A 23,991-nucleotide genomic window follows, 5' to 3' on the forward strand; every position below is an offset into this window, starting at 1 on the left:
CGAACTATGCTATAATAAACGATGAGATTCGACTGTCCAATTGAAAGTGAAAGCAGGGAATTCCATATGAAATCAAGCAAAGAAAAATTGAAAAAGCCGGACTGGCTTAAAATAAAGCTTACAACCGAGGGCAACTACACCGAAATCAAAGACATGATGCGCACCAAAACGCTGCATACGGTCTGCGAGGAAGCGCGTTGCCCGAATATTTACGAGTGCTGGGCCAACCGTACGGCAACCTTTATGATTTTGGGCGATATTTGCACCCGCGCCTGCCGCTTCTGCGCGGTAAAGACAGGCCTTCCTACGGAGCTTGACCTGCAGGAGCCGCAGCGCGTGGCTGAAGCTGCCGAGCAAATGGGTCTCCGCCACTGCGTAGTGACATCCGTTGCCCGCGACGATTTGGCCGATGGCGGCGCCTCGATTTTTGCCGGTACCATCAAGGCTATTCGCGAGCGGATGCCGTTCACCCGCGTAGAAGTGCTGATTCCGGATTTTATGGGCAATGAAGATTCGCTGAAAATCGTTATGGATGCGAAGCCGGACATTCTGAACCATAACATCGAGACGGTTGAGCGGATGTCGAACCGCGTACGCGCGAAAGCGAAATACAGAAGATCGCTGGAACTTTTGAGACGCGCCAAGGAAATGAATCCGAAGATTCCAACGAAATCAAGCATTATGCTTGGCGTTGGCGAGACCTACGAAGAGGTATTGCAGGCGATGGATGATCTTCGTGCCGTAGACTGCAACATTTTGACGCTGGGTCAATACTTGCAGCCTACTCCTAATCACATGCCGATTGAACGCTACGTGCACCCCGATGAATTCAAAAGCTTGAAGGAAGAAGGCTACAAACGCGGATTCCGTCATGTCGAGTCGGGACCGCTCGTACGGAGCTCCTATCATGCGCATGAGCAGACCGATTCGGCTGCCGAAGCAGAGGAACGCGAGCTCAGCAACGCATAGCTTCTATTGGGGAATTCGAAAGAGGGGAAACGGAATTGATCCAAATTGGCGGCAAAATATATGAACTTATTCATGAAAATCGCAACGGCTGGAACGCGGATGCGTTCAAGGATCGCTACAGCGAGGTTTTGGAACGCTACGATTTTATTATCGGCGACTGGGGCTATAGCCAGCTGCGCCTGAAGGGCTTTTTCCGCGATAATCATATGAAAGCAACGAAGGACAGCGCGTATTCCGGAATGTCCGACTATATTAACGAATATTGCAATTTCGGCTGCGCTTATTTTGTTTTGGAGAAAACCGGTACGGCTGCAAAATCTCCGGATGAAGAAGCGGGAGACGAGCAGGAGGCTCCTTCGAAACAGGATGCCAATGGGCAGGAGAAAACGGATGCGGAGGATGAGCACGAGGTTGGCGCTTCCTCGCTTGCCGATGCCGTACTGGCGGGTGCCGCTGCAGCCGCGAGAGAAAGCGCGGCCGGGGGCAGAGGCGGCGGACGCAACGCCGAGGATTCTCAGCAGCAACAGCAGCCGTCCCGGCAGCATGGCCAGCCGCATCATCAGCAGCGCGGCGGGAAAGATCAGCATCGGAGAAGCTATCGCCCTAACGGCAAGAAGCCGATCAGACCGGCAGCGAATAAGGATGTTGCCGCAGCATCCGAGCAAGCAACCGTTCACTCCCATTCCGGCCCTAAGCGGGAGCGGGGAGAACGCGGAGAGCGGGACAGGAATAAGGAGAACAGCAAAGAGCAAGGAAACCGCCCTTAAACATAACGAAAGGGCTGTCCGCAGGTCATCGAGACCAACGGACAGCCCTTTTTGTATACTCACATATCGACAAACGCATCGCGGACGCGGTTCCAGAACGGGAACGGACGGTACCGCGCAAAGCTGACTTTGCGGGTAGAAACGCTGCAGCGGATAGATCGGATATCGGTCCGTTGAAGGCTCAGATGGTCGATCGTAAGCAGCAGGCGTTGTTCCTTTTTCGATATAATATCGCAGTGATGATGCTGCGGCAGCAGGAACGACGACCCAAGCGTACGGTACACCCGGTTGTTGATCGACGCGATCTCCGCAATCTGCAGCGATTCAATGGACGGGTGGACGATAGCGCCGCCGACACTTTTGTTGTAAGCCGTGCTTCCTGACGGAGTAGAGATGACGATCCCGTCGCCCCGGAACATTTCGAACGACTCGTCGTTAACGCTGAGCTGCACGACGAGGGTAGCGTCAACGCCCTTTAACGTAAATTCGTTTAGCGCCAGGTAGTAATAATTTTGCTCATCGGTTTCCACCGCGATTTCCGCAAGCGGATAACGGACGAGATGGGGCGTTTCTTCCGCCATCAAGGTGACAAGCGTCTCTAATTCATCGGCTTTCCAGTCGGCGTAAAAGCCCAGATGGCCCGTATGAATGCCAACAAAGGATACATCGGTTACCCGGTCGGTATATTTGTGGAAAGCCTGGAGCAGCGTTCCGTCTCCGCCAATGGACACAATGATGTCCGGCGTTTCGTCATGACGCGTAAGCCCGCGTTCTGCCGCCAGCTGATGGAATCGCTCCGCTAATGATTTCGATAATTGATCGCCACGATCGATGACTGCATATTTCAAGAAATTTAAACCCCTTCCGGCCAATTCAAAGATACTAATGATGATATAGGAATATGGCTTCAAATTCAACGCCGATACAAAAGTTTAAGGTGCGAGCCATCCCCACAGCAGATAGACGAGGGCAGCGGAGATAAAAGCATGAGCCAGACGGGCAAGCATAAGGGGCATATACCGCAGATCGGTGCGGCTTAGCAGGCTAACCACCTGCGCATGCACGGACAGCCCTCCCCAAGACAGAATCCAAGCAGCAATAGCGGTCTGGTGCAGCAATCCTGTTCCTGCTTCCCCCGCAGCCCGCGCGCCAAGCGTAACCTCGAATAAGCCAAATACGATGGCGTCGGCAAGCTTCGCCGGAAGACCAACGGCGCCGAACAATAAGCGCAGCCCCTCGGCCAATGCCTCAACGACGCCGGCATGAGTGAGAAGCTCCATCACAACGGAGAAAAAAACGACAAGTCCGCCTACAACCATCATCAGGCGAAGCGCGGATTGAATGCTGTCCTGCAGCAGCTTGCCAAGGCTTCGCCCATCCATAAGCCGCGCTTCATGCATCGCTTTCGTTGCTTCCACCAGGCGCGAGGCGCGGCGCGAGGGCATCCGCCTTACGGATTCGGTAACCGGCTCATGGCGGTCATGAAACCGCATGAGAAGCCCGATAATAAAGGCGCCGCCGTAGTGGGCGGCTGCGAGCAGCGGTGCTAGAGCGGCGTTATGGAAAAAGCCGACCGATACGGCGCCGATCAGGAAGATCGGATCCGAGGTAGTTGTGAAAGCGACAAGCCGCTCGCCTTCCGCGCGTTTGACAAGGCCCTGCTCCCACAGCTGGGCGGTAAGCCTTGCTCCAACCGGATAGCCCGATACATATCCCATCGTAACGACAAAGCTTCCGATGCCCGGAAGGCGGAATAAGGGCCTCATCAGCGGATCCAGCAGCTTTCCGAAGAAGTGGACAATCCCGAAGCCGAGCAATAGCTCGGAAATGACGAAGAAAGGGAAGAGAGCCGGGAACAAAACCTGCCACCATATCGACAATCCCCGCAGCGCCGACTCCAGCGTTTGGGAGGGGAACACCGCCATCAGCAGGACGATGAGCAGGGCGATGAGGCCGGTTATCGAGGCCGGCCGGGTGAGCGTTCGGAGCATGGATGCGTCCTCCTTTGGACATTTGGACATGCGAAAAAACATAATGTACAACCCCTACATGATGTTTATGAAGAAAGGTGGACATCCATCACTAAAGGCGTCTGTTTTGTGAGGGAAAATATTTTTCATAATTCTAAGAAAACGCTTGCAAAAGGGGCTGGACGGTCCGTTTTTTTATGTTACAATGAAGGTACCTTTGAAGGCTTGGAGTGATGATAATGAGTATAATCGCTGGCATTCTGGTCTGTGCGTTCGTGTATGTCATCCGAGAATCACTGACGGCACCGGGAGAAGAGGACTACGAAGGTTAATCGTTGCAGCTAATCAATAATAATCCCGCATTGGCGACGATGCGGGGTTTTTTTTGTGTTATAATACTAAATACCTACATGATGGAGATGAAATTGACGATGAATAGGAATATAAGCCTTTATGAAGCAATTGGTGGAGCTGAGACTTTAAGACGAATCGTTGAGTCTTTTTACCCTAAAGTGCAGGCGCATGAGTTGATCGGTCCATTATTTCCTGAGAACATCATCCCCGTTATGGAAAAGCAGATTATGTTTTTGACGCAGTTTTTTGGAGGACCTGCGCTGTTTTCGAACGAATACGGCCATCCGATGATGCGGGCGCGGCATATGCCTTTTCCGATCACGCCGAAGCATGCGGAAGCCTGGCTTGATTGCATGAAGCGGGCCCTGCAGGAGGCTTCCGGCCTTGATGAAGAGCTGCAAGCGTATATTATCGAGAGATTGTCAGGTCCGGCCTACCATTTTGTGAACACACCCGAATAGGAGATGGATTTGGTATGGAGCCGCTCTATCAGTCAAAGATGAATTGCATTTGCTGTGAGACCATCTTTATGACATCAAGAGTTCGCCCAAGCTTTAAAAAAGCGGTGGCTATCGATTCTGATTTTTGCGGTTATTACCGGGCGGAAGCAAATCCGGATTTTTATGTCGTCCGGGTCTGTCCGACTTGCGGATTTGCAACAACGGAGAATGGTACGCAAAGACTTACCGAGCGGCAGCGCAAAGATTATTTGGAGCAGATCGGCTCGCGCTGGACTCCGTATGATTATGGCGGCGAACGCGATGCGGCGCAGGCGATGAAGGTGTACAAGCTCGCTTTATTGTCGGCGCAGGCGGTTGAGGAAAAGCCTAGAGTAATAGCGGGTATTTTGCATCATATCGCATGGCTGTACCGTTACGAGGGAAACCGGCAGGAGGAGCTGCGCTTTATGCGCTTCGCTCTTCAGGCATATATCAAGGTCTACGAGGAAGAAGGCTCGCAATTAAACAATGCGAAGCTGATGTACATTATCGGGGAACTCAACCGGCGAACGGGCGAGCTGTCGGAAGCGGTCAAATGGTTCTCGCGCATTGTCAGCGACAAGCGCATTATGGATGAGGCCATGATCCGGCGGAGCCGCGAGCAATGGCAGCTTATCCGGGAACAGCTGGAGCAGGGACATCCGGTATCGCCGACCGCTGCGACGGGAGAGACTGAGACTCCCGTGCAGACGACGGCATAAAGGGCTTGTCCTGCATTAATGGCTCAGCTTGCGGAGACTTTGATCCGTCAAAATATAGTCTTGGTCCATATCGAGGACCGTAACTTTGTTGTGGCAGCACGGGAAAACAAGCAGTTTTTTCTTGCCATGCTGAATGTCCTCGATCTCCCGAACGCGAAGCGGGATGAGAACGTTCTCGCTGCGGCAGAAGGGGCAGCTGGGAACGTAAACGTCCTTCATCACAATGTCGTAGGGCCAAGTCCTCTCGAACGGAATCATGAGGACGACTCCTCCGTGCCCGGAGCGGATTCAGACGGCTTGCCGGCCTCTGCTTCCGCTTTTGCCAGTTCGGTGAGCTTCTGCAGTAATATATGTTTAGGCATATGCATTAAATGCTCGAGCGGCACGCCAAGCTGCTTGGACAACTTGATTGCGGTTTCGGGTGAAATTTGCAAGGGTTGTGACATGGTGTTATTCCTCCAATCTGGATATAATTAAGTTATACACCGCTGAAGCAAGATTGCGCAAATTTATTTGTCGATCTTTTTGTGGCGGTGTTTTTCTGTTGAAGGCTTTACATACCAGATGCCAATACAAACGCGAAGGAGAGGAACGGTTGAATGACGACAAGCAATTATCCAATGAAATGGGATTTGGAGACGTTTTATGAAGGAGGCTCGGGTTCGGCCGCTTTCGCCAGTGAATTGGCCGGCATCGAGAAGGATGTAGCCGAGCTGGACCGGCTGCTGTCTGACAACTCCCTGGAGATCAAGAATAAGATTGAGGACGCGACGGCTATTCTGCAGTCCGTGCTGATCCGTCTGCGTCAATCGGAATCGTTCGTCGAATGCCTGCAGGCGCAAAATATGAAAGACACCGCGGCGAGCGGCCTGAGCGACCGCGTAAAAACGATCAGCGCCAAGCTGCTTGGCGCGTTAACGCGTTACGATAACGAGCTTCGCCAGATTGGCGATGAGGAATGGACCGGTATCGTCAGCGACGGCTCGCTTGGCGAGGTCGCGTTCAGCTTGACCGAACGCCGGGAGCTGGCTAAGGAAAAGCTTGCGCCGGAGCTTGAAGCGCTGGCCGGCGACCTCGCGGTTGACGGCTATCACGGCTGGGGCGCCTTGTACGACTTGATCGTATCCCGCGCGAAATTTACGGATATCGGCGAGAACGGGGAGGAGAAGGTGCTCTCCGCTGGACAAATGTTCAACCGATTGTCGGATGGCGACCGTTCGGTTCGTATCCGTGCTTTTGCCGAGTGGGAGCGCGAGTGGGGGGATGCCGCGGAGCTGTGCGCGGACGCGCTGAACCGCCTCGCTGGCTTCAGGCTGAAGCTGTACGGCAAACGCGGCTGGGACTCGGTGCTGAAGGAGCCGCTGCAAATTAACCGGATGTCCGAAGCTACCTTTAACGCGATGTGGTCGGCAATCAATGAAGGCAAGCCGAAGCTTGTCCGTTACCTGGAACGGAAAGCGAAGCTGCTGGGGCTTGAGAAGCTGGACTGGCATGATGTCAGCGCGCCGCTTGGCTCCTCGGCACGCACAATCGGTTTCGACGAAGGCGCGAGGTTTATCGTGGAGCAGTTCCGCAAGTTCAGCCCGGATATGGCGGATTTCTCGGAAATGGCTTTCCGTGACGCCTGGATTGAAGCGGAAGACCGGGCGGGCAAACGCCCTGGAGGCTTCTGCACTTCCTTCCCTAAGAGCCGTCAGACACGGATTTTCATGACCTACTCGGGAACTGCGGATAACGTTTCGACGCTGGCCCATGAGCTTGGACACGCGTACCATCAATATGTCATGGATGATCTGCCGGCGCTGTCGCAGGAGTACGCGATGAACGTAGCGGAGACGGCTTCGACTTTTGCCGAGCTGATCGTATCGGATTCGGCGATGAAGACGGCCGTTGACCGCGAAGAAAAGCTAGGCCTCCTGGAGGACAAAATCCAGAACGCCGTAGCGTTCTTTATGAACATTCATGCGCGGGTATTGTTCGAGACGCGGTTCTATGAGGAGCGCAAGCAAGGTATTGTACCGGTTGAGAAGCTGAACAGCCTGATGGAGGAAGCGCAGCGCGAAGCGTTCAGCGGGGCGCTAGGCGAGCTGCATCCGCATTTCTGGGCCTCCAAGCTCCACTTCTATATTACAAGCGTACCGTTTTACAACTTCCCGTACACGTTTGGCTACCTGTTCAGTGCTGGGATCTATGCGCGCGCCCTGCAGGAAGGACCGGCGTTCGCGGAACGTTACGTGCAGCTTCTGCGCGACACAGGCCGCATGACGGTAGAGGAGCTGGCGAAGAAGCATTTGGGCGTCAACCTCGAGGAAGCGGATTTCTGGCGAGATGCGGTTGAGCTAACGACGAAAGACATTGACCTGTTCCTGGAGTTGACGGAATAGGTTATCGGGGAAAGCGTATCATCCATGGGATGATGCGCTTTTTTTGTATCTCACAGCAGTTATTTCTGTTAGCGGATGATTCGCTCATCCAAGTTTTCGCGGTTGGCCACAAAGGTATGAAAACGTAGAGTTCCAGCCCCTCCGGGTAGTAATATGTTCTCCTTTACCATTTTCCGCAGAAGACGCCGGGCAGTATCGATATGAATGGACAAGAGGCAGCTTACATCGCTAGATCGGATTGGTTTTTCTGAACGAAGAGCAAGCTGCAAGAATTCCCGTTGTATGATACTTTTCGAAGAATGCTCACTGTGATACTGATTCAACCAAGTACCCATAAACTGCTGTACAATCTGTTCACACATGCGGGGTCTCTCAATAACATCTTCGCAGGAAAAACGTAGAACCCGTCAGCCGTCAATCATTAGGTGATTTTGGCGTATCCTATCGTCCGAGAATTGACTGCGGCTGGACTGGGAATGATGAGGGCCATAACCGTCAATCTCGAAATTAAGTTTCAACGGATATTTGAGATATGCAAAATCCAGGTATCTGTTTCCTTCACGGAAGTCTGCTACCTCATATTCGGGATACAGATGCTCTAAGGAACGGAAAGCCGGGTACCATGCATTTGGCAGAAACAGAGTCTCCGCATGAGCATGCTCTTGAACAAGTCTTTCTTTTTTTCCTTTACGTTTTTGAGGTGCATGTTGAACCATTTTTGATGGACGGATTGAAATGACACGTTACCTTGGCTCCGTTCTAAAAATAAAAAAACACGCCGCGGTTCCAAACGTTAACGTTTGGAAAGCGGCGTGTTCTTCACGGCCGAAATCCGATTTGTGTAGATAATACCATTTTGTTGGTAGTGCATCAAGGGAGAGTTATTTCGTGAGGAATTAGTAGTCGATTAGCAGGCAAAAGGCTTGCTGCAGGCGGTCGGGCGAGATGTGGAAGGATGTATGTAGTCGATTACCAGGCATAAAGCCAGCTGCACACGGTCGGGCAGACGATGGATGGGAGCGAGTAGTTGATTAGACATCGGGAGCAGACGAGTAAGTACTAGTAACAAAGCGCGGCCCCCCGCCCCACTGACCATTCACACAGCATAAATAGAGCGCAATTTGAGGGTAATCAAACATATATTGTGTATTAAATATATATGTGCTATATTATATCTGATTAATGATGGTTATATAGGTAAATGTGCGTATTAAAAAGAGGAGAGGGTGAACCGTTATCCAGCTATCGAATCGCCAGCTAGAATTGCTAGAGCTAGTTAAAAAGCATGCGCCGATCACGGGGGAGCAGCTTGCGGAGTATATGGGCGTCAGCCGCCCCACGCTGCGCTCGGACCTGTCGCTTCTCGTGATGCTGAACCTGCTTGACGCGAAACCGAAGGTTGGCTATTTTCTCGGCGAAACCTACCGGTCTACCGATGACACGGCAGCGCGCCAGCGCTTTGACAATATCAAGGTTCACGAGATTCAAGGCGTTCCGGTCAATATTCCGGAGACGTTATCCGTCCAGGATGCGGTTATTACCTTGTTTACGGAGAACGCCAACACGCTGCTCATCGTGAACGAGAACAAGAATCTCGCGGGGATTGTTACACCCAAGGATTTGCTCAAGATCACGCTCGGAAACCCGGGTGCCGGCGCTATACCGGTCAGTATGGTCATGACGCGTTATCCGAATATCGTCACGCTTGTTCCTGATGAATCCGTTTCGGATGCGATTCGAAAGATGATGCTCCATCAAGTAGACTGCCTGCCGGTTATCATTCCCGGCGAGGGCGGACCGGAAATTAGCGGATGGGTATCGAAATCGAACATTATCCGGCTAATGTCGGATATTGCGACAGCTGCGGAACTGGGGGATTAGGAGCATATGTCAGAGCAAATTATCTATGTTTGTTCGGATGCGGTAGGGGAGACCGCGGAGGCCGTCGCCAAAGCGACCTTGCGGCAGTTCGCGTCCGATCACGTCAAAATTAAACGGTTCGGCCATATCAAAACCGAAGAGGAAGTTATCCAGATCGTCGCGGAGGCTGCCCGGACGGGCGGATTTATCAGCTATACGCTGGTTCAGCCGGAACTGCGTGAGTTAATGAAGGAAGAGTCGTTCCGGTGGGGAGTACGGGCGGTAGACGTGATGGGGCCGATGATGCAGGCTTTCGTCGACACCTTCGGCAGCTCGCCAAAGCGCAAGCCGGGACTTCTCCATTCCATCGACGACGATTATTACCGCAGGATGGAAGCGATCGAATTCGCCGTTAAATACGACGACGGCAAGGATGCGCGCGGCCTAATGCAAGCTCAAGTGGTGCTCATCGGCGTGTCGCGGACGTCCAAGACGCCGCTGAGCATCTTCCTATCCCATAAAGGAATCAAAACGGCGAATCTGCCGCTAATGCCGGAGGTCAGACCGCCGGCAGAGCTTACGCCGGCACCGGGCCGGCTGATTGTGGGACTTACGATGAAGCCCGAGCAGTTGCTGCATATCCGCACTGAGCGCCTCAAGACGCTAGGGCTTCCGGAGTCCGCGCAATACGCTTCCATGGAGCGCATTATGGAGGAGCTCGCTTACGCTTCCAGCGTGATGGAGGCATTCCGATGCCCGGTTATCGACGTTACGAATCGAGCGATTGAAGAGACTGCGGGACTTATTATTGAACATTTATCTTGAATTTCGGATAGCACAAAATCTTTTCGCAAAAAAACGCCGCCAACGTATTTATCGCATAAAAATGGCAATACGTATGAGAGGATGCCCAAAAATGTTAGAACGCGAATTGTCTTTAGAGCTGGTTCGAGTCACGGAGCTTGCGGCGCTTGCTGCTTCCCCTTGGATGGGCCGGGGAGACAAGAACGGCGCCGACGGTGCAGCAACCGAAGCGATGCGAAGCATGTTTGATACGGTATCGATCCGTGGTACGGTTGTTATAGGAGAAGGCGAAATGGATGAAGCGCCGATGCTCTACATCGGCGAGCAGGTCGGCAGCATGCTGGGACCCGAGGTGGATGTTGCGGTTGATCCGCTTGAAGGGACGGAGATCGTAGCGCGGGGACTCAATAACGCAATGGCCGTATTGGCCGTAGCCGGCAAAGGCCAGCTCCTTCACGCGCCCGACATGTATATGGAGAAGCTTGCGGTTGGACCGGCGCTTGCCGGAAAGCTGTCGCTGAAGGACCCGATCCGCATTACGCTGGAGAAGGCCGCGCTTGCGCTGGATAAGCCAATCACGGATCTGACCGTGATGATTCTGGACCGTGAGCGCCATGCGGAAATGACCCGCGACTTGAGGGAAGCGGGCGTCCGGATCAAGTTTTTATCGGACGGGGACGTCGCGGGAGCGCTTGCGCCGTCTTTTCCGGAAGCGGGCATCGATCTTTACGTCGGCTCGGGCGGTGCGCCGGAAGGCGTGCTTGCGGCGGCCGCTCTCAAAAGCCTGGGCGGGGAAATTCAAGGCAGGCTGATTCCCGAAAGCGAGGAGCAGTACGATCGCTGCGTCTCCATGGGATTGACGGACCCTCGCAAAATATTAACGATCAACGATATGGTTGGAACGGGGGACGTTATTTTCGCGGCAACGGGCGTAACGCCCGGCGAGTTTCTCGGTGGAGTACGCTATATGCCGGATCAGCGCGCGGAGACGCATTCCATGGTGATGCGGGCGCAGACGCGCACCGTGCGGTATGTAAAGTCGCTTCATTATTTACCGAACAAACCTCTATTGCGCAAATAAACTTGAAAGAAGGAATGGAAATGGAACGAACCTTTGTCATGGTGAAGCCCGATGGCGTGAAGCGTGGATTAATCGGCAGCATAATAGCAAGATTCGAGCACAAAGGCTTTAAGCTCATACAGGCGAAATTGATCGAGATCGATACGCCTCTGGCGGAGCGCCATTACAGCGAGCACGCGGAGAAGCCTTTCTTTGGCGAACTCGTCGAGTTCATTACTTCAGGTCCTTCTTTCGCCATGGTCTGGGAAGGCCCCGGTGCCGTTAAAAACGCGCGTACTTTAATCGGCCGCACGAATCCCACGGATGCGGATGCCGGTACGATTCGCGGCGATTATGCATTAAGCGTGGAGAGCAATATTGTTCACGGCTCCGATTCCGTCGAGAGCGCGGAACGCGAAATCGAAATGTTTTTTGGCGGACAGCTATGAAGTTTTTCCTGGATACGGCTAACGTAGAGGAAATTAAAAGAATTGCAAGGCTTGGCCTCGTTGACGGGGTAACGACGAACCCGTCCCTCATTGCGAAGGCAGGCCGTGATTTCAAGGAGGTCATCCAGGAAATTGCAGGCTTCGTCCATGGTCCGATCAGTGCGGAAGTAATCGGAACGACGTCCGAAGAGATGCTGATGGAGGCTTTCGATATCGCGGATTGGGCGCCAAATATCGTCATTAAGCTCCCTATGACCGAGGACGGTCTGTACGCAACGCGAGCCTTGTCGGAAAAAGGCATTAAGACCAATGTGACGCTGATCTTTACGGCCGCGCAAGGCCTGATGGCTGCCAAAGCAGGAGCAACCTACGTCAGTCCTTTTGTCGGGCGCCTGGATGATATTGGTACGGATGGCATGGGACTTATTAGGGATCTTCGGACGATCCTTCACAACTACGGGATGCATGCGGAGATCATCGCGGCAAGCATCCGCCATATCGGGCATGTCGAGCAGGCTGCGCTGGCCGGAGCCCATATTGCGACGATCCCCGGCACTCTCCTGCCGTCTCTATGGAAGCATCCGCTTACGGATGCCGGCATCGCGAAATTCCTAAGCGATTGGGACGGCAGGAAGCCGAACGCATAGACTAGAAACGCACCAAAACCCCTATTCAAACGGGTAACCGTTTGCATGGGGGTTTTCTTTGTGCCGAAAGGTTTCACTGCAACGATATGTCGCAAAATTATGAAAATCGATGAAAAAACTATTGACATGATACGATTTGTATCTTAAAGTAAGGTATACAAATGTTGATACGAATTGTATCTAAAGTCCTACAAGGCTGCAGGAGGGAAGCGAGTGGAACTTAAGCAGTATGCGCAGATCCTATTGAAGAAATGGTGGCTGATTGCCGCCATCGTTATGGTTGCCGTCGTGGCAACAGGCGTTAAAAGCTACTTTTTCACAACCCCGATCTATCAAGCCAAGGCTACTCTTATCGTCAATCAATCTCCCCAGCAAGCCGGCGTGGAAGCATTGAATCTTGGTCTGCTGCAATCCAATGTCATGCTTATTAATTCCTATAAAAAAATTGTAGAATCGGCCTACATCATGGAAAAGGTCGTCGAGAAAAATCCGAATCTTGCCATTACCGCTGATCAATTGTCGAAGAAGGTAAAGGTGGAATCGGCCGATGAATCGCAGGTGATGGACATCATCTATACCGGTGCCTCGTACAAACAGGCTGCGCAAATCGTAAACACGGTATCGGAAATATTCAAGGATCAAATCCCTCATATCATGCAGGTCGACAATGTGACCATTCTCGATAAAGCGGATGACAAGGATATTCCTAGCCCGATCAATAACAGTCCGATTCTCAATATGCTGATCAGCTTTATCGTCTCTTGCATGCTGGCGGTCGGCATCATCTTCCTGCTCGATTATCTTGACGATACGATCAAGAACGAAGCGGAGATGCTGCAAACTCTGGATCTGCCGGTTCTTGCCCTGATCAACAAGATCAACAAGCAGGACATGGGGCTTAAGAACAAACCGAACGTCAAGATGAAGAAAGAGCTTAACGAACCTACATACGCGACGCTGAACCAATAAGGAATAATCGAAATAACGGATTCGGTTTGGCAGCCCTAGACCATAAGTCAGGGCTTGTATTTTATAGAGAAACGATATCGGATAGGTGAGGGTGAGAGTGTAATGAATAAGGTGAAAAAGGCTATTATTCCTGCTGCCGGACTCGGAACCCGGTTCCTTCCGGCAACGAAAGCGATGCCGAAAGAAATGCTGCCCATCGTCGATAAACCTACGATCCAGTACATTGTGGAAGAAGCGATTGCATCCGGCATTGAAGACATCATTATCGTAACGGGCAAAGGAAAAAGAGCGATCGAGGACCATTTCGACCATGCCTTCGAGCTGGAGCATAATTTGTTCAGCAAAGGCAAGTTCGATCTGCTGGACGAGGTTCGGCGTTCCTCTAACGTGGATATTCATTATATCCGCCAAAAAGAGGCGCGCGGGCTTGGCCACGCGGTATGGTGCGCACGCAATTTTATCGGGGATGAACCGTTTGCCGTGCTGCTTGGGGATGATATTGTGCAGTCCCAAGTGCCTTGCGTGAAGCAGCTGATCGAGCAGTACGAACGGACGGAGCGCTCCGTCATCGGGGTTCAGACCGTCCAGGAGGACCAGACGCACCGGTATGGCATTGTGGACCCGATCGAAAGCTTTGACCGGCTGTATCAGGTAAAGCGTTTTGTCGAGAAGCCGGCCAAGGGACAGGCGCCTTCCAATCTTGCGATTATGGGGCGGTATATTCTGACCCCTGAAATATTCGACTGCCTGAAAGACCAGGAGGAGGGCGCCGGGGGAGAGATCCAGCTGACCGACGCGATCCAGAAGTTGAATGAATCGCAAGGCGTTTACGCGTATGATTTCGAGGGAACCCGCTATGACGTGGGCGAGAAGCTAGGCTTTATTACAACCACGATCGATTTCGCGCTCAGAAATGAAGAACTCCGTATTCCCCTGCTCGCTGCCATGGAAGAAATCATGCTGCGGGAGCAGTCCAATAAGATTAATTAGAGGTGAATGTTGATGGCTCCGACTCCTCAGCAAAAGGATCTCGAAGCAGTTTTTGATGCAGCGACCATATATACCGCCTACGAGCGTCGGCCTCTTCGTATCTATATCATGGTCAAGCGTGGCTTTGACCTCATTGCCGCCAGCCTGGGTTTAATTCTGCTTTCCCCGTTATTCCTCCTTGTTGCCGTATTCATTAAGCTAGAAAGTCCAAAAGGCTCGGTGTTCTTCTATCAAACACGGGTTGGCCGGAATGAGCAGACATTCAGAATGTTCAAATTCCGTTCCATGGTAGCTAATGCCGAGGAGATGCTGGAAACCCTGCTGAGCAAGAACGAGATTGAAGGCGCCATGTTCAAGATGAAGGAAGATCCCCGCATTACAAAGGTAGGCAAATTCATCCGGAAAACAAGCATTGACGAGCTTCCTCAGCTGTGGAACGTCATCCGCGGGGACATGTCGCTGGTAGGTCCGCGTCCAGCCCTGCCGCGCGAAGTAAACGAGTATACAAGCTATGATAAGCTCCGCCTCAAGGTATTGCCCGGCTGTACGGGTTTATGGCAGGTGAGCGGGCGCAACGAGCTCAGCTTTAAGGAAATGGTCGAGCTTGACCTGAAATATATTGAGGAGCGGGGATTCCTGCTTGATCTGAAGCTGATGCTGCTTACGGTAAGGGTCATGTTCGGCTCCAAGAACGCTTACTAGAGACATCGGCGAAACGGAGGGGGTTCGGAATGAAGCTTGTCCTGTTATCGGGCGGATCCGGAAAAAGGCTCTGGCCGCTTTCCAATGATGCGCGCTCCAAGCAGTTCCTGAAGGTGCTCGAGGATGAACGGCATCAGCTCGTGTCGATGGTGCAGCGGGTATGGGGTCAAATTACGGAGCGGGGTCTAGGGGAAAGCAGCTATATAGCTACCGGCAAATCCCAGATGGAAATGATGCACAATCAGATCGGACGCCATGTGCCGCTTATTATCGAGCCGGAACGAAGGGATACCTTTGCGGCGATTGCTTTAACGGCAGCATACCTCTACTCCGAGCAAGAAGTCGGACTAGACGAAGTGATTGCAATTCTGCCGGTTGATCCCTATGTAGAGGGCCGTTTCTTTGACGAGGTCAAGCAGCTGGAGGCTGTTCTGAATGAATCCGGGGCTAACCTCGCCTTGATCGGCGTCAAACCAACCTATCCTTCCTCGAAATACGGTTATATCGTGCCCTCTGCCTCTGACAGGCAGAGGGAGGCCGGTTACCGCCAGGTGAACCGGTTCGAAGAAAAGCCGGATGAAGAACGTGCGGCGCGCCTAATCGAGGAGTACGATGCGCTCTGGAATTGCGGCGTATTTGCTTTTAAGCTTGGCTTCCTGATCGGACTGCTGGAGCAAAGGGGGCTGCCTCTTCATTATAAGGAGCTGGTGCGGCAGTATCATACCCTGCCAAAGGTCAGCTTTGACTATGAGGTGGTTGAGCGGACAGAACGGATCGTCGTTACTCCGTATGAAGGGTACTGGAAGGATCTTGGCACCTGGAATACGTTAACGGAAGAGATGGGGAACAAGCTGATCGGCAAAGGGATGATTAGCGAGGATAGCGTAAACACTCATCTGATTAATGAAATCGATATACCGGTCTCCATTCTTGGCTTGTCCAACGTGGTGGTGGCGGTCAGCCCGGACGGCATTCTCGTGGCGGACAAAAGCGCCAGCCCAAGAGTGAAGGACTTCATTAATTATAATCAGGGGCCGATGTTCGAGGAGCGAAGCTGGGGCTGGGCAAGAATTTTGGATGACCAGCGCTATGACGACGGCCGCCTGGTGGTCACGAAACGGGTAGGGATCCTGCAGGGGCGCAACATCAGCTACCAGCTGCATATAAACCGGGAAGAAGTATGGACCATCGTGAAGGGCGAAGGCGAATTCATTCAGAACGGCAATTACATGCGGGTGAAGGCGGGTAACGTGCTTCATATTCCGATGAAGACGCTGCATAGCATCCGCGCCGTATCCGAGCTCGAGATTATCATTGTGCAATCCGGCAACGGAGATGAGGACAGCCGGATTGTCGAGCTGTACAATACCTGGGAAGAAGTCGAAGAGCATTGTACGAATATGTAAGAAGCACGCAGGCCAGCGGGCTAAGCGCATTCTACTCCTTTAGGAGGAGAATGCGCTTTTCTATTAGATAAATCTAATCTATCGGGAAGGGCTGATTGCGGTTGCAGCTGCTAGATTGGCTGCATATATGGAAGGAGGAGAAGAAAGGAGGAGGATGTATGGCGACAGGCAAAACTAGCAACATGGGCATGAACAGCTGGGGAACTTCCGAAACGGTCAAACCATCCGAATTAAACGCAAACTTTGCTGCACTCGACAACGAGCTTGGTGCGAGAGGATTAGACATTCGTTGGAAGGGGGCTGATGCCAGCGGCGCTGCCGGCAGCTACAACGCTCTCCTCGCGGCAGTCAACGACACGGCAGCAACAGGGATCTTTGTCCCGCCCGGCGTATATCTGATAGAAAAGAGCATTGCGATACCTGCGAACAAACGGCTGGAGTTCGCCCGCGGCGCCCGGCTGAAGCCGGCAAAAGGAATTACGATAACTGTAAACGGAACCATTGCGGCAAGTCTTTACGATTGGATCTTCGATATTTCCGCCGGAGGAGTCATCGCGGGTACGCCAAAGGTAGGCGATATTTATCCGACATGGTTTGGTGCGGCGGGCGACGGGGTTACGGACGACACCGCGGCCTTTCAAGCCGCAATGGCACTCTGCAACAAGAAGTTCCGGATCTTTATCCCGGTGGGCAAATACCGGATTCGGCAGACGATTACGAATAATTCCCGCGGGATGTACGGAGCGGCGACCTTTTTGGACGACGGCCAATCCGGCTCGCTTCTGCTCTGGGATCCGATTGATACGAAGACCGACCTGCTTCCGTGTATTCGTATCGAGAACGCGGGAATCGACGCGAATTTCGAAGACTTCGGCATCTATGGCCAGGTGGCGTACAATACCGCAAATCTCGCGACGTGGGTAAACAAAAGCTTGTACGACCAAAGCCAATATACGATGTTTGCCGCAGGAACGGCAGCGATCGAGGTTGCGGGCGGAGCAAGACCGATTTTCCGCTGCGTGGCAACCCGTCAGGTAAAGGTAGGTCTGCTGCTCAACAGCACGGACGGCCATGTGACATCCTATGACTGCTCCTGGAATGGACTTATCGGCATGTATTGCATGCGCAACAGCGAGGATTATTTCATTCAGGGCGGCATGGTGTCCGGCGCGTTTTGCGGTTTGATGATTGGCGTCAAGGAGCATGCGGGGCATTATGGCGGCATGGCGGTTACGCTGCAGCGCGTTCACATGGGTTATTCGCCGTATGGCATTTATCAGGTGATCGATGCCGCTTCCGTACCTGATGTCGTTAACGGAATTTACGGCACTTTAGAATCGGTCCGGTTCGAATATGTCGGCGAAGCGGCGATAAAGCTGCTGCCAGCCTCTTTGTCGGCGGGACTATCGATCTCAGGCTTCGGAATGTCCTGGTCAACCCTCAATTCGTCGGCTACGGAGTTTGCTCTGCCGGATGCTTTGAAAGCGCGCAATACGAAGCAAAGCTTTGCCGTTTATTTCGGTACCGTCGCCAACTGCGATTTCAAGGATATCGAAGGAACGGTAATGCTGTCGGGTGCGCCCGGGCAACTGGGTACGGCGTATATCGAATATTTGGGCGACGATGTCATTCTGTCGGGCCTGCAGCCGGACTATTGCGTTATTGCGGAAAGGTATATCGATACGTCGCTTCAATATTCGACTCCGCTGCTTGTCGGGCAATCGATCCGCGCCAAGGCCAACAATCCGCTTGGCCATGGCAACCTCATTCAGAATCCGGAGCTGCTGAAGAGCTGGACGGCAACGGGTGCCGCGTTATCCATGGTGACTAACCTGGCCACGCTTCCCGTCCCTTTTTCCGCCGAAATGAAAACCTACGTGGATAAAAGCATGACGGCGGTCCTGAAAATAAGTCCAAACGGCAACAGTCCGTATGTCGCGATTCCGTTTAACCCGGTCCCGCTCCCCGTTGATACGAATCGTTACATTGCCTTCGAATACTTTATCCTCTCCCCGCAAGCGCGCTGCCGAAGCCGGTTGGAATTCGGCAGCTCGATGACGCTGTATGATTTCACCTTCGACGTGACGGTGAACCAATGGACGAAGATCACCTGCAATGAGCAATATGCGCCTAACGCCAACGCCTACTCGGCATCGTTCTTCGACCTTTCTCCTAGCGCGCCGACTTATATCGCTGCCGTAATGGTTTCTTACGATTACAACGCAGCCTATTCTCCTTACGGTCATGCTTATTCAAAGGCCGCCATTGAGAGCGGAGACGCCTTTATTCTGACTGACAAAACGACGGGGGCAAGAGGCCGTATCGAGCTTGTAAACGGAAAACTGCAAGTGACGATGCTGCCTGGATAAGCGTCTGAATGATCTTGGAAATGACGAAGCCAGCTATTCCGCATAAGCCGGGATAACTGGCTTTTCATGTAGAATAAGCTTGACATGCTACTAATTGTATCATAAAGTTATATACATAATGTATCAAGAAGCCTTGGCGGAGGTGCAAAGTGGAGATTAAACAATACATGAGAATTGTGCTGAAAAAGTGGTGGCTTATCCTTATACTCGTTCTGCTTGCCAGTGTGATTTCGGGGGTAAAAAGCTCCTTTTATACGACGCCGATCTATGAAGCCACGGCTAAATTGATCGTCAATCAATCCTCGGGCACGTATCAGCAAGGATATCCCGACGTTGGGCTGCTTCAGAGCAACCTGATGCTGATGGACTCCTACAAAGAGATTATCAGCTCCGCTGCCATACTCGATAAAGTAGTGGAGAAAAACCCTAACCTCACAGACTCCTCATACGAGATGTCCAAAATTCTTCAAGTTTACTCTTACGAGAACTCCCAGGTGCTTAACCTGACTTATCAGGCCACTTCTTATGAAAGCGCGGCGGAGACCGTAAACGCGATCTCGCTGGTGTTCAAGGAAGAAATCCCGAAAATTATGAATGTAGACAACATCACGATTCTAAACGAAGCGAAAGTAAATGATATCCGGCCTCATAATCCGGTTAATATCAACCTTGTAACCAGTATTCTCGTAGCTTTTGTGCTGTCGCTGCTTGCTTCCGTGGCGCTGGTCCTTATTCTTCATTTCTTGGACGACACCTTGAAGAACGAAGAGGAATTGAAAGAGGTGCTCGGCATTCCGCTTCTTGCGGCAATGGGCAAGATGAAGAAGGAAGATATGCGCGGACGGCGCGGAGAGCAAGTTTTAATTCGCAAGGAAGCGGGTGGTGACAATGTCTATGCGTCGATCAACCAGTGACAGCCGGTTAGTTGTCCTGCTAAATCCAAGCTCGCCGGTAGCGGAAGCTTACCGGACGCTTAGAACCAATATTCAATACTCCTCGGTAGATGCGCCGATCCAACTGTTGATGGCCGCCTCGGCCCAATCGGGTGAAGGCAAGTCCACCGTGATTTCGAATCTGGCGGTTGCTTACGCTTTGGAAGGAAAGCGGGTGCTGCTCATTGACACCGACCTTCGCAAGCCAACGATCCACCGAATCTTTGCGCAGACGAACAGGCAGGGCCTTACCAATCTGCTGACCGCGGAAAGCTCCCTGCAAGAAGTTATCAAGGATGGCGGAATCGATAATCTCGATATCATCACGTCCGGACCTACGCCTCCCAATCCGGCGGAGCTGCTGGGATCCCACCGGATGAAGCTCATTCTTGAAGAGCTCAAGGAGCGATACGATCTGATTCTGTTTGATACCCCGCCCGTCCTGCCCGTAACGGACAGTCTCATTATGAGCTCTTATTGCGACGGCGTGCTGCTGGTTATTCATGCCGGAAAAGTGAAGAAGGCTTATGTCCGCAAGGCAAAGGAAAAGCTGGATTTTGTACAGTCCCGCATTATTGGAGCGGTATTTAACCAGATGAAACGGCAAGACATCGCTTTCGTGAAATATTACGGAACCTCGAAGTAACAAATTTTCGCAGGAAGGATAAGTGAATGGCCCATGAGGATCAGTGTCGTCATCCCGTCCTATAAGCGCGTAAGCAGCTTGAAGAATGGCCTGGAAGGACTGTTCAATCAGCAGAGGCTGCCGGATGAAATCATTGTTGTCGCGAGAGATTCGGATCAGGAAACGATTGATTTCCTATCCCGACATCCTTCGGAGCTGCTGAGGCAGGCCATTGTGCGTAAGCCGGGAGCGGTAGCGGCTTTGAACGAGGGCTTCGGGCAAGCGACCGGCGACATCATAGTCATGACGGACGACGATACGGTTGCTTATCCGGACTGGCTGGAACGAATCGAAAAGCATTACAGCATGGATCCCCGGCTTGGGGCTCTTGGGGGAAAGGACTGGGTCTATCATTCCGGCAAGCTGGAATACGGCCGCTCCGAGGATGTCGGAAAGCTGTATTGGTTTGGGAGAATGTCCGGCAACCATCATATTGGAATCGGAAAGGCCAGAGAGGTCGATATTTTGAAAGGGGCCAATATGAGCTTCCGCAAGGAGGCGATTCGTTCGATCGCATTTGACGACCGGCTCAAAGGCAGCGGCGCCCAGGTTCATTTGGAGATCGGCATATGCCTGCGCGTGAAACAGGGAGGCTGGCGCGTCCTTTACGATCCAAGCGTATGCGTCAACCATTATCCGGCGGAACGATTCGATGAGGACAAGCGGAACACCTTTAACGAAACCGCATGCATCAATATGGCACATAATGAAACCTACATCATCCTGAAGCATTCCGGCGCATTCCGAAGAGCCGTCTATCTTCTATACAGCATGCTCGTCGGCAGCAGCCCTTCTCCCGGGTTGTTACAAATGATTCGAATGGTTCCGCGCGAAGGCATTTCCGCCTTTCGGAAGTTGCGCACGACATACACGGGCAGATGGGATGGTTGGAAAACGTGGAAAATGTGGTCAAACTCTTAGATAGCACCCGGGTCATCCTGCTCAAGGGCATCAGCATAATCGCCGTATTGCTTATGGTGCTGATCATTGGTTACTTAGCCGCCATGCACGATTATTTCGCGGGACTGTGGCAGCTTTCGATCGTTATGGCCCTCACGTTGATCGGATGGTTCCTCCAACAGGTAAAACCCGTCCTATATCTGCCCTATCTGCTTGCGGTATGGGCGATCTATCCCGAACTGAGGCGTCTGCTCGATTGGAGCTTTGGAGCTTACAGTGAGACACCGATTTTATCTACTGCCCCCTTGTTTGTAAGCCTCGTTATGCTGATCCCGATTGTCAATAACTTCAGGAAGCTGTCGAAAACGGTACTCCGGATCGAAATGATCGCCCTCTCCGTTCTTCTTTACGGATTTTTGATCGGCATCATTCAATACGGCGGAATCGCAGCCAGCTTCGACCTAATCAACTATGCCACTCCGCTCCTCATTATTGCTTACGTTAATGTCAGCCCGTTCCAAAGCCACACCAGGGACTGGCTGCTTAAAGGCTTTGCTTATATAGCCGTTCTCGTGGCCGTGTACGGCATCTATCAATATTTTCTTATTCCGCCCTGGGATAAGTTCTGGATGATACATTCGGAGATGCTGTCGATCGGAAAGCCGGAGCCGCTAAAGGTAAGGGTGTTTTCGACGCTTAACTCTCCGGGCCCTGCGGGCGTGTTTTTCGGATTTGCCCTAGCGGTTATGACCATGAACAAAAAATGGCGGGCATTAGGCCTAATCGGTATGGTTATCGTCGCTTTCGGATTTCTGCTCACGCTTGTTCGAAGCAGCTGGATCGCGCTTGCGGCGATGATTCTGGTCTATTTCCTGCAAGCCAAGTCCGCCCATAAATTCAAGCTGATCACAATTCTCGTCGTGCTGTTCCTATGCTATCAATTTATACTTCCGGGATTGCCAGGGGCGGAGACGATTACGAATCGGTTCGATACCTTTGGCAATCTGAATGAGGATGTCTCCTATAACGACCGTCTTGCATTCTCGACATTCATTCTGGATTCGATATCGGTTAACCCGATGGGCAACGGCCTGGGCAGCACGGGCCTTAGCGCGAAGCTGAACGAAAATGCGATGCAGGTGTTTGATAACGGCTTTCTCAACATCTTTTATACCTTCGGTTTGCCGGGAGGGCTGGCATTTCTCGGTTTCCTGATCTATCTCACCGTTCTGGCTCTAAAAAGAGAGAAGCAGTCCAGCCAATATTACCATCTCGCCTTTGCTTCGATGGCAGGCGCCGCAGTATTGCTTATGAGCAACAATTTCCTGCCGGGCAGCGGCGGGGCGTGCTTATGGTTTCTCGTATCTATGATTTTCTTGAGGGGGGAGAAGGAGAATCATGAAAATCTGCTTCGTCACCCATAAGGTGAGAAAAGGCGATGGACAAGGCCGGGTCAATTACGAGGTTATACTCGAAGCTCTGAGACAGGGACACGAAGTAATGATCATCGCTTCCGAGCTGTCGGAGGACCTCGCGCGGCATCCTCGGGTGGAATGGAGAAGGGTGTCCGCAGGCCGGGTGCCAACCGAGCTGCTTCGCAACCAGCTGTTCGCCATCCGTACGACCTTCGAGCTGTTAGCAAGAAAGAGGCAGCTCGATCTCATCGTCGTGAATGGCTTTGTAACTTACGCGAGATCGGATATCAATTGCATTCATTTCGTTCACAGCGCATGGCTGGCGTCGCGTTATCATCCTTTCCGGGAACGCAAAAGCCTATCCTCCTTGTATCAATGGGTTTATACAGGCTTGAACCGCTATCTGGAGCAGCATGCGATGAAGCGGACCTCCGTTGTTGTTGCCGTGTCGGAGCGGATCAGGCAGGAGCTGATCCGGGATGCGGGTATTGGCGGGGAGCGGATTGCGGTTATATGGAACGGCGTTGACCTGCAGGAATTTTATCCGGAGCGGGCAACGCGCGCAGAGCTTCAGCTTGAAGACGATAAGCTTTATGCCCTGTTTGCCGGAGACATCAAGTCATCGCGCAAAAACCTGGATACCGTCTTGAAAGCTCTTAGCAATATTCAGGATGTTCACCTGCTGGTTGTTGGCGGTACTGAGGGAAGCCCGTATCCGAAAATGGCTGCCGAACTCGGAATAGGGAGCAGGGTGCGGTTCTTGGGCTACAGGACCAATATGGCCGATTGGATGTCGGTTTCGGATATGTTTGTTTATCCTTCCCGTTACGAGCCCTTTGCGCTTGTCCTGCTGGAAGCGTTGGCGGCGGGCACTCCGGTTATAGCAAGCCGGATATGCGGGGCAGCCGATCTGTTTGCCGATGAATTCGCCGTTGGAATCGATGACCCGGATGATACGGAAGCCTTGACGGAAGCGATTCGGAACCTGGCGGCAGACCGGGAGCGATTGAGGCGGATGGGCACCGATGCAAGGAATGCGGCTCTCCAGCATTCCTGGTCGGGGATGGCTGCGCTTTACGTAAGTTTGATGGAGCAAGCAGCCGTCCGCAAGTCCGTGCCTCTCGTAGAATCGTGAAAGGAATCCGCACATGGCCCTAT

General features: G+C 52.4%; 24 protein-coding genes. 20 read left to right on the top strand and 4 right to left on the bottom strand.

Annotation, left to right across the window (positions count from 1 at the left end):
• The first annotated feature begins 66 nt into the window (after positions 1-66).
• Both lipA and FHT67_RS00300 read left to right on the top strand, forming a co-directional pair.
• Complete coding sequence (gene lipA / locus FHT67_RS00295; RefSeq protein WP_167194666.1) at positions 67-969, top strand: lipoyl synthase; 903 nt, start codon at positions 67-69, stop codon at positions 967-969.
• Between the two features lie 35 nt (positions 970-1,004).
• Positions 1,005-1,736: a YutD family protein gene (locus FHT67_RS00300; RefSeq protein ID WP_167194668.1), complete on the top strand. Its 732-nt coding sequence runs from the start codon at positions 1,005-1,007 to the stop codon at positions 1,734-1,736.
• A gap of 59 nt (positions 1,737-1,795) precedes the next feature.
• Here FHT67_RS00300 and FHT67_RS00305 read toward each other — a convergent pair whose 3' ends face one another.
• Both FHT67_RS00305 and ylbJ read right to left on the bottom strand, forming a co-directional pair.
• Positions 1,796-2,584, bottom strand: a complete 789-nt coding sequence (locus tag FHT67_RS00305) for an NAD kinase (protein ID WP_132303054.1) — start codon at positions 2,582-2,584, stop codon at positions 1,796-1,798.
• A gap of 84 nt (positions 2,585-2,668) precedes the next feature.
• Positions 2,669-3,727: a sporulation integral membrane protein YlbJ gene (gene ylbJ / locus FHT67_RS00310; protein WP_167194670.1), complete on the bottom strand. Its 1,059-nt coding sequence runs from the start codon at positions 3,725-3,727 to the stop codon at positions 2,669-2,671.
• A gap of 410 nt (positions 3,728-4,137) precedes the next feature.
• Here ylbJ and FHT67_RS00315 point away from each other — a divergent pair, with 410 nt between their 5' ends.
• Both FHT67_RS00315 and FHT67_RS00320 read left to right on the top strand, forming a co-directional pair.
• Positions 4,138-4,521: a globin domain-containing protein gene (locus tag FHT67_RS00315; RefSeq protein WP_167194673.1), complete on the top strand. Its 384-nt coding sequence runs from the start codon at positions 4,138-4,140 to the stop codon at positions 4,519-4,521.
• A 14-nt stretch (positions 4,522-4,535) separates the two neighbouring features.
• Positions 4,536-5,261, top strand: a complete 726-nt coding sequence (locus FHT67_RS00320) for a DUF2225 domain-containing protein (RefSeq protein WP_167194676.1) — start codon at positions 4,536-4,538, stop codon at positions 5,259-5,261.
• Between the two features lie 15 nt (positions 5,262-5,276).
• Here FHT67_RS00320 and FHT67_RS00325 read toward each other — a convergent pair whose 3' ends face one another.
• Both FHT67_RS00325 and FHT67_RS00330 read right to left on the bottom strand, forming a co-directional pair.
• Positions 5,277-5,519, bottom strand: a complete 243-nt coding sequence (locus tag FHT67_RS00325) for a hypothetical protein (protein WP_132303057.1) — start codon at positions 5,517-5,519, stop codon at positions 5,277-5,279.
• A complete protein-coding gene (locus FHT67_RS00330) occupies positions 5,516-5,707 on the bottom strand; it encodes a YycC family protein (RefSeq protein WP_015842834.1) in 192 nt (63 codons plus the stop codon). Before FHT67_RS00330 ends, FHT67_RS00325 begins: the two co-directional genes overlap by 4 nt.
• A 153-nt stretch (positions 5,708-5,860) precedes the next feature.
• Between FHT67_RS00330 and FHT67_RS00335 the strand changes: the two genes are divergently transcribed.
• From FHT67_RS00335 to FHT67_RS00410, 16 genes are all read left to right on the top strand, one after another.
• Positions 5,861-7,645: a M3 family oligoendopeptidase gene (locus FHT67_RS00335; protein ID WP_167194679.1), complete on the top strand. Its 1,785-nt coding sequence runs from the start codon at positions 5,861-5,863 to the stop codon at positions 7,643-7,645.
• Positions 7,646-8,908: 1,263 nt separating this feature from the next.
• Positions 8,909-9,526 carry a CBS domain-containing protein gene (locus FHT67_RS00340; protein WP_167194682.1) on the top strand — a complete coding sequence of 206 codons (618 nt, stop codon included), beginning with the start codon at positions 8,909-8,911 and terminating at the stop codon, positions 9,524-9,526.
• A gap of 6 nt (positions 9,527-9,532) precedes the next feature.
• Positions 9,533-10,330 carry a pyruvate, water dikinase regulatory protein gene (locus FHT67_RS00345; RefSeq protein WP_132303061.1) on the top strand — a complete coding sequence of 266 codons (798 nt, stop codon included), beginning with the start codon at positions 9,533-9,535 and terminating at the stop codon, positions 10,328-10,330.
• A gap of 91 nt (positions 10,331-10,421) precedes the next feature.
• Entirely contained in the window at positions 10,422-11,390 is a 969-nt protein-coding gene (gene glpX / locus FHT67_RS00350) for a class II fructose-bisphosphatase (RefSeq protein WP_132303062.1), read from the top strand.
• A 20-nt stretch (positions 11,391-11,410) separates the two neighbouring features.
• Positions 11,411-11,818 carry a nucleoside-diphosphate kinase gene (gene ndk, locus FHT67_RS00355; protein ID WP_132303063.1) on the top strand — a complete coding sequence of 136 codons (408 nt, stop codon included), beginning with the start codon at positions 11,411-11,413 and terminating at the stop codon, positions 11,816-11,818.
• Entirely contained in the window at positions 11,815-12,465 is a 651-nt protein-coding gene (gene fsa, locus FHT67_RS00360; RefSeq protein WP_132303064.1) for a fructose-6-phosphate aldolase, read from the top strand. Before ndk ends, fsa begins: the two co-directional genes overlap by 4 nt.
• Positions 12,466-12,678: 213 nt before the next feature.
• A complete protein-coding gene (locus FHT67_RS00365) occupies positions 12,679-13,434 on the top strand; it encodes a Wzz/FepE/Etk N-terminal domain-containing protein (RefSeq protein ID WP_167194685.1) in 756 nt (251 codons plus the stop codon).
• Positions 13,435-13,536: 102 nt separating this feature from the next.
• Entirely contained in the window at positions 13,537-14,424 is an 888-nt protein-coding gene (gene galU, locus FHT67_RS00370; RefSeq protein ID WP_167194688.1) for a UTP--glucose-1-phosphate uridylyltransferase GalU, read from the top strand.
• Between the two features lie 6 nt (positions 14,425-14,430).
• Complete coding sequence (locus FHT67_RS00375) at positions 14,431-15,126, top strand: sugar transferase (protein WP_481856659.1); 696 nt, start codon at positions 14,431-14,433, stop codon at positions 15,124-15,126.
• 29 nt (positions 15,127-15,155) lie between these two features.
• Positions 15,156-16,532 carry a sugar phosphate nucleotidyltransferase gene (locus FHT67_RS00380; RefSeq protein WP_132303068.1) on the top strand — a complete coding sequence of 459 codons (1,377 nt, stop codon included), beginning with the start codon at positions 15,156-15,158 and terminating at the stop codon, positions 16,530-16,532.
• A 158-nt stretch (positions 16,533-16,690) separates the two neighbouring features.
• A complete protein-coding gene (locus FHT67_RS00385) occupies positions 16,691-18,901 on the top strand; it encodes a glycosyl hydrolase family 28-related protein (RefSeq protein WP_167194693.1) in 2,211 nt (736 codons plus the stop codon).
• A 149-nt stretch (positions 18,902-19,050) separates the two neighbouring features.
• Complete coding sequence (locus FHT67_RS00390) at positions 19,051-19,815, top strand: YveK family protein (RefSeq protein ID WP_132303070.1); 765 nt, start codon at positions 19,051-19,053, stop codon at positions 19,813-19,815.
• Entirely contained in the window at positions 19,790-20,479 is a 690-nt protein-coding gene (locus tag FHT67_RS00395) for a CpsD/CapB family tyrosine-protein kinase (RefSeq protein ID WP_132303071.1), read from the top strand. Before FHT67_RS00390 ends, FHT67_RS00395 begins: the two co-directional genes overlap by 26 nt.
• Before the next feature lie 33 nt (positions 20,480-20,512).
• Positions 20,513-21,439, top strand: a complete 927-nt coding sequence (locus FHT67_RS00400; RefSeq protein WP_167194698.1) for a glycosyltransferase family 2 protein — start codon at positions 20,513-20,515, stop codon at positions 21,437-21,439.
• A complete protein-coding gene (locus tag FHT67_RS30465) occupies positions 21,424-22,842 on the top strand; it encodes an O-antigen ligase family protein (protein ID WP_208403065.1) in 1,419 nt (472 codons plus the stop codon). Before FHT67_RS00400 ends, FHT67_RS30465 begins: the two co-directional genes overlap by 16 nt.
• Positions 22,817-23,968, top strand: a complete 1,152-nt coding sequence (locus FHT67_RS00410; RefSeq protein WP_167194704.1) for a glycosyltransferase family 4 protein — start codon at positions 22,817-22,819, stop codon at positions 23,966-23,968. The genes FHT67_RS30465 and FHT67_RS00410 overlap by 26 nt, the downstream gene beginning before the upstream one ends.
• The last annotated feature ends 23 nt before the right edge of the window (positions 23,969-23,991 follow it).

This window comes from Paenibacillus sp. BK720 (assembly GCF_011761545.1).
GTDB lineage: Bacteria > Bacillota > Bacilli > Paenibacillales > Paenibacillaceae > Pristimantibacillus.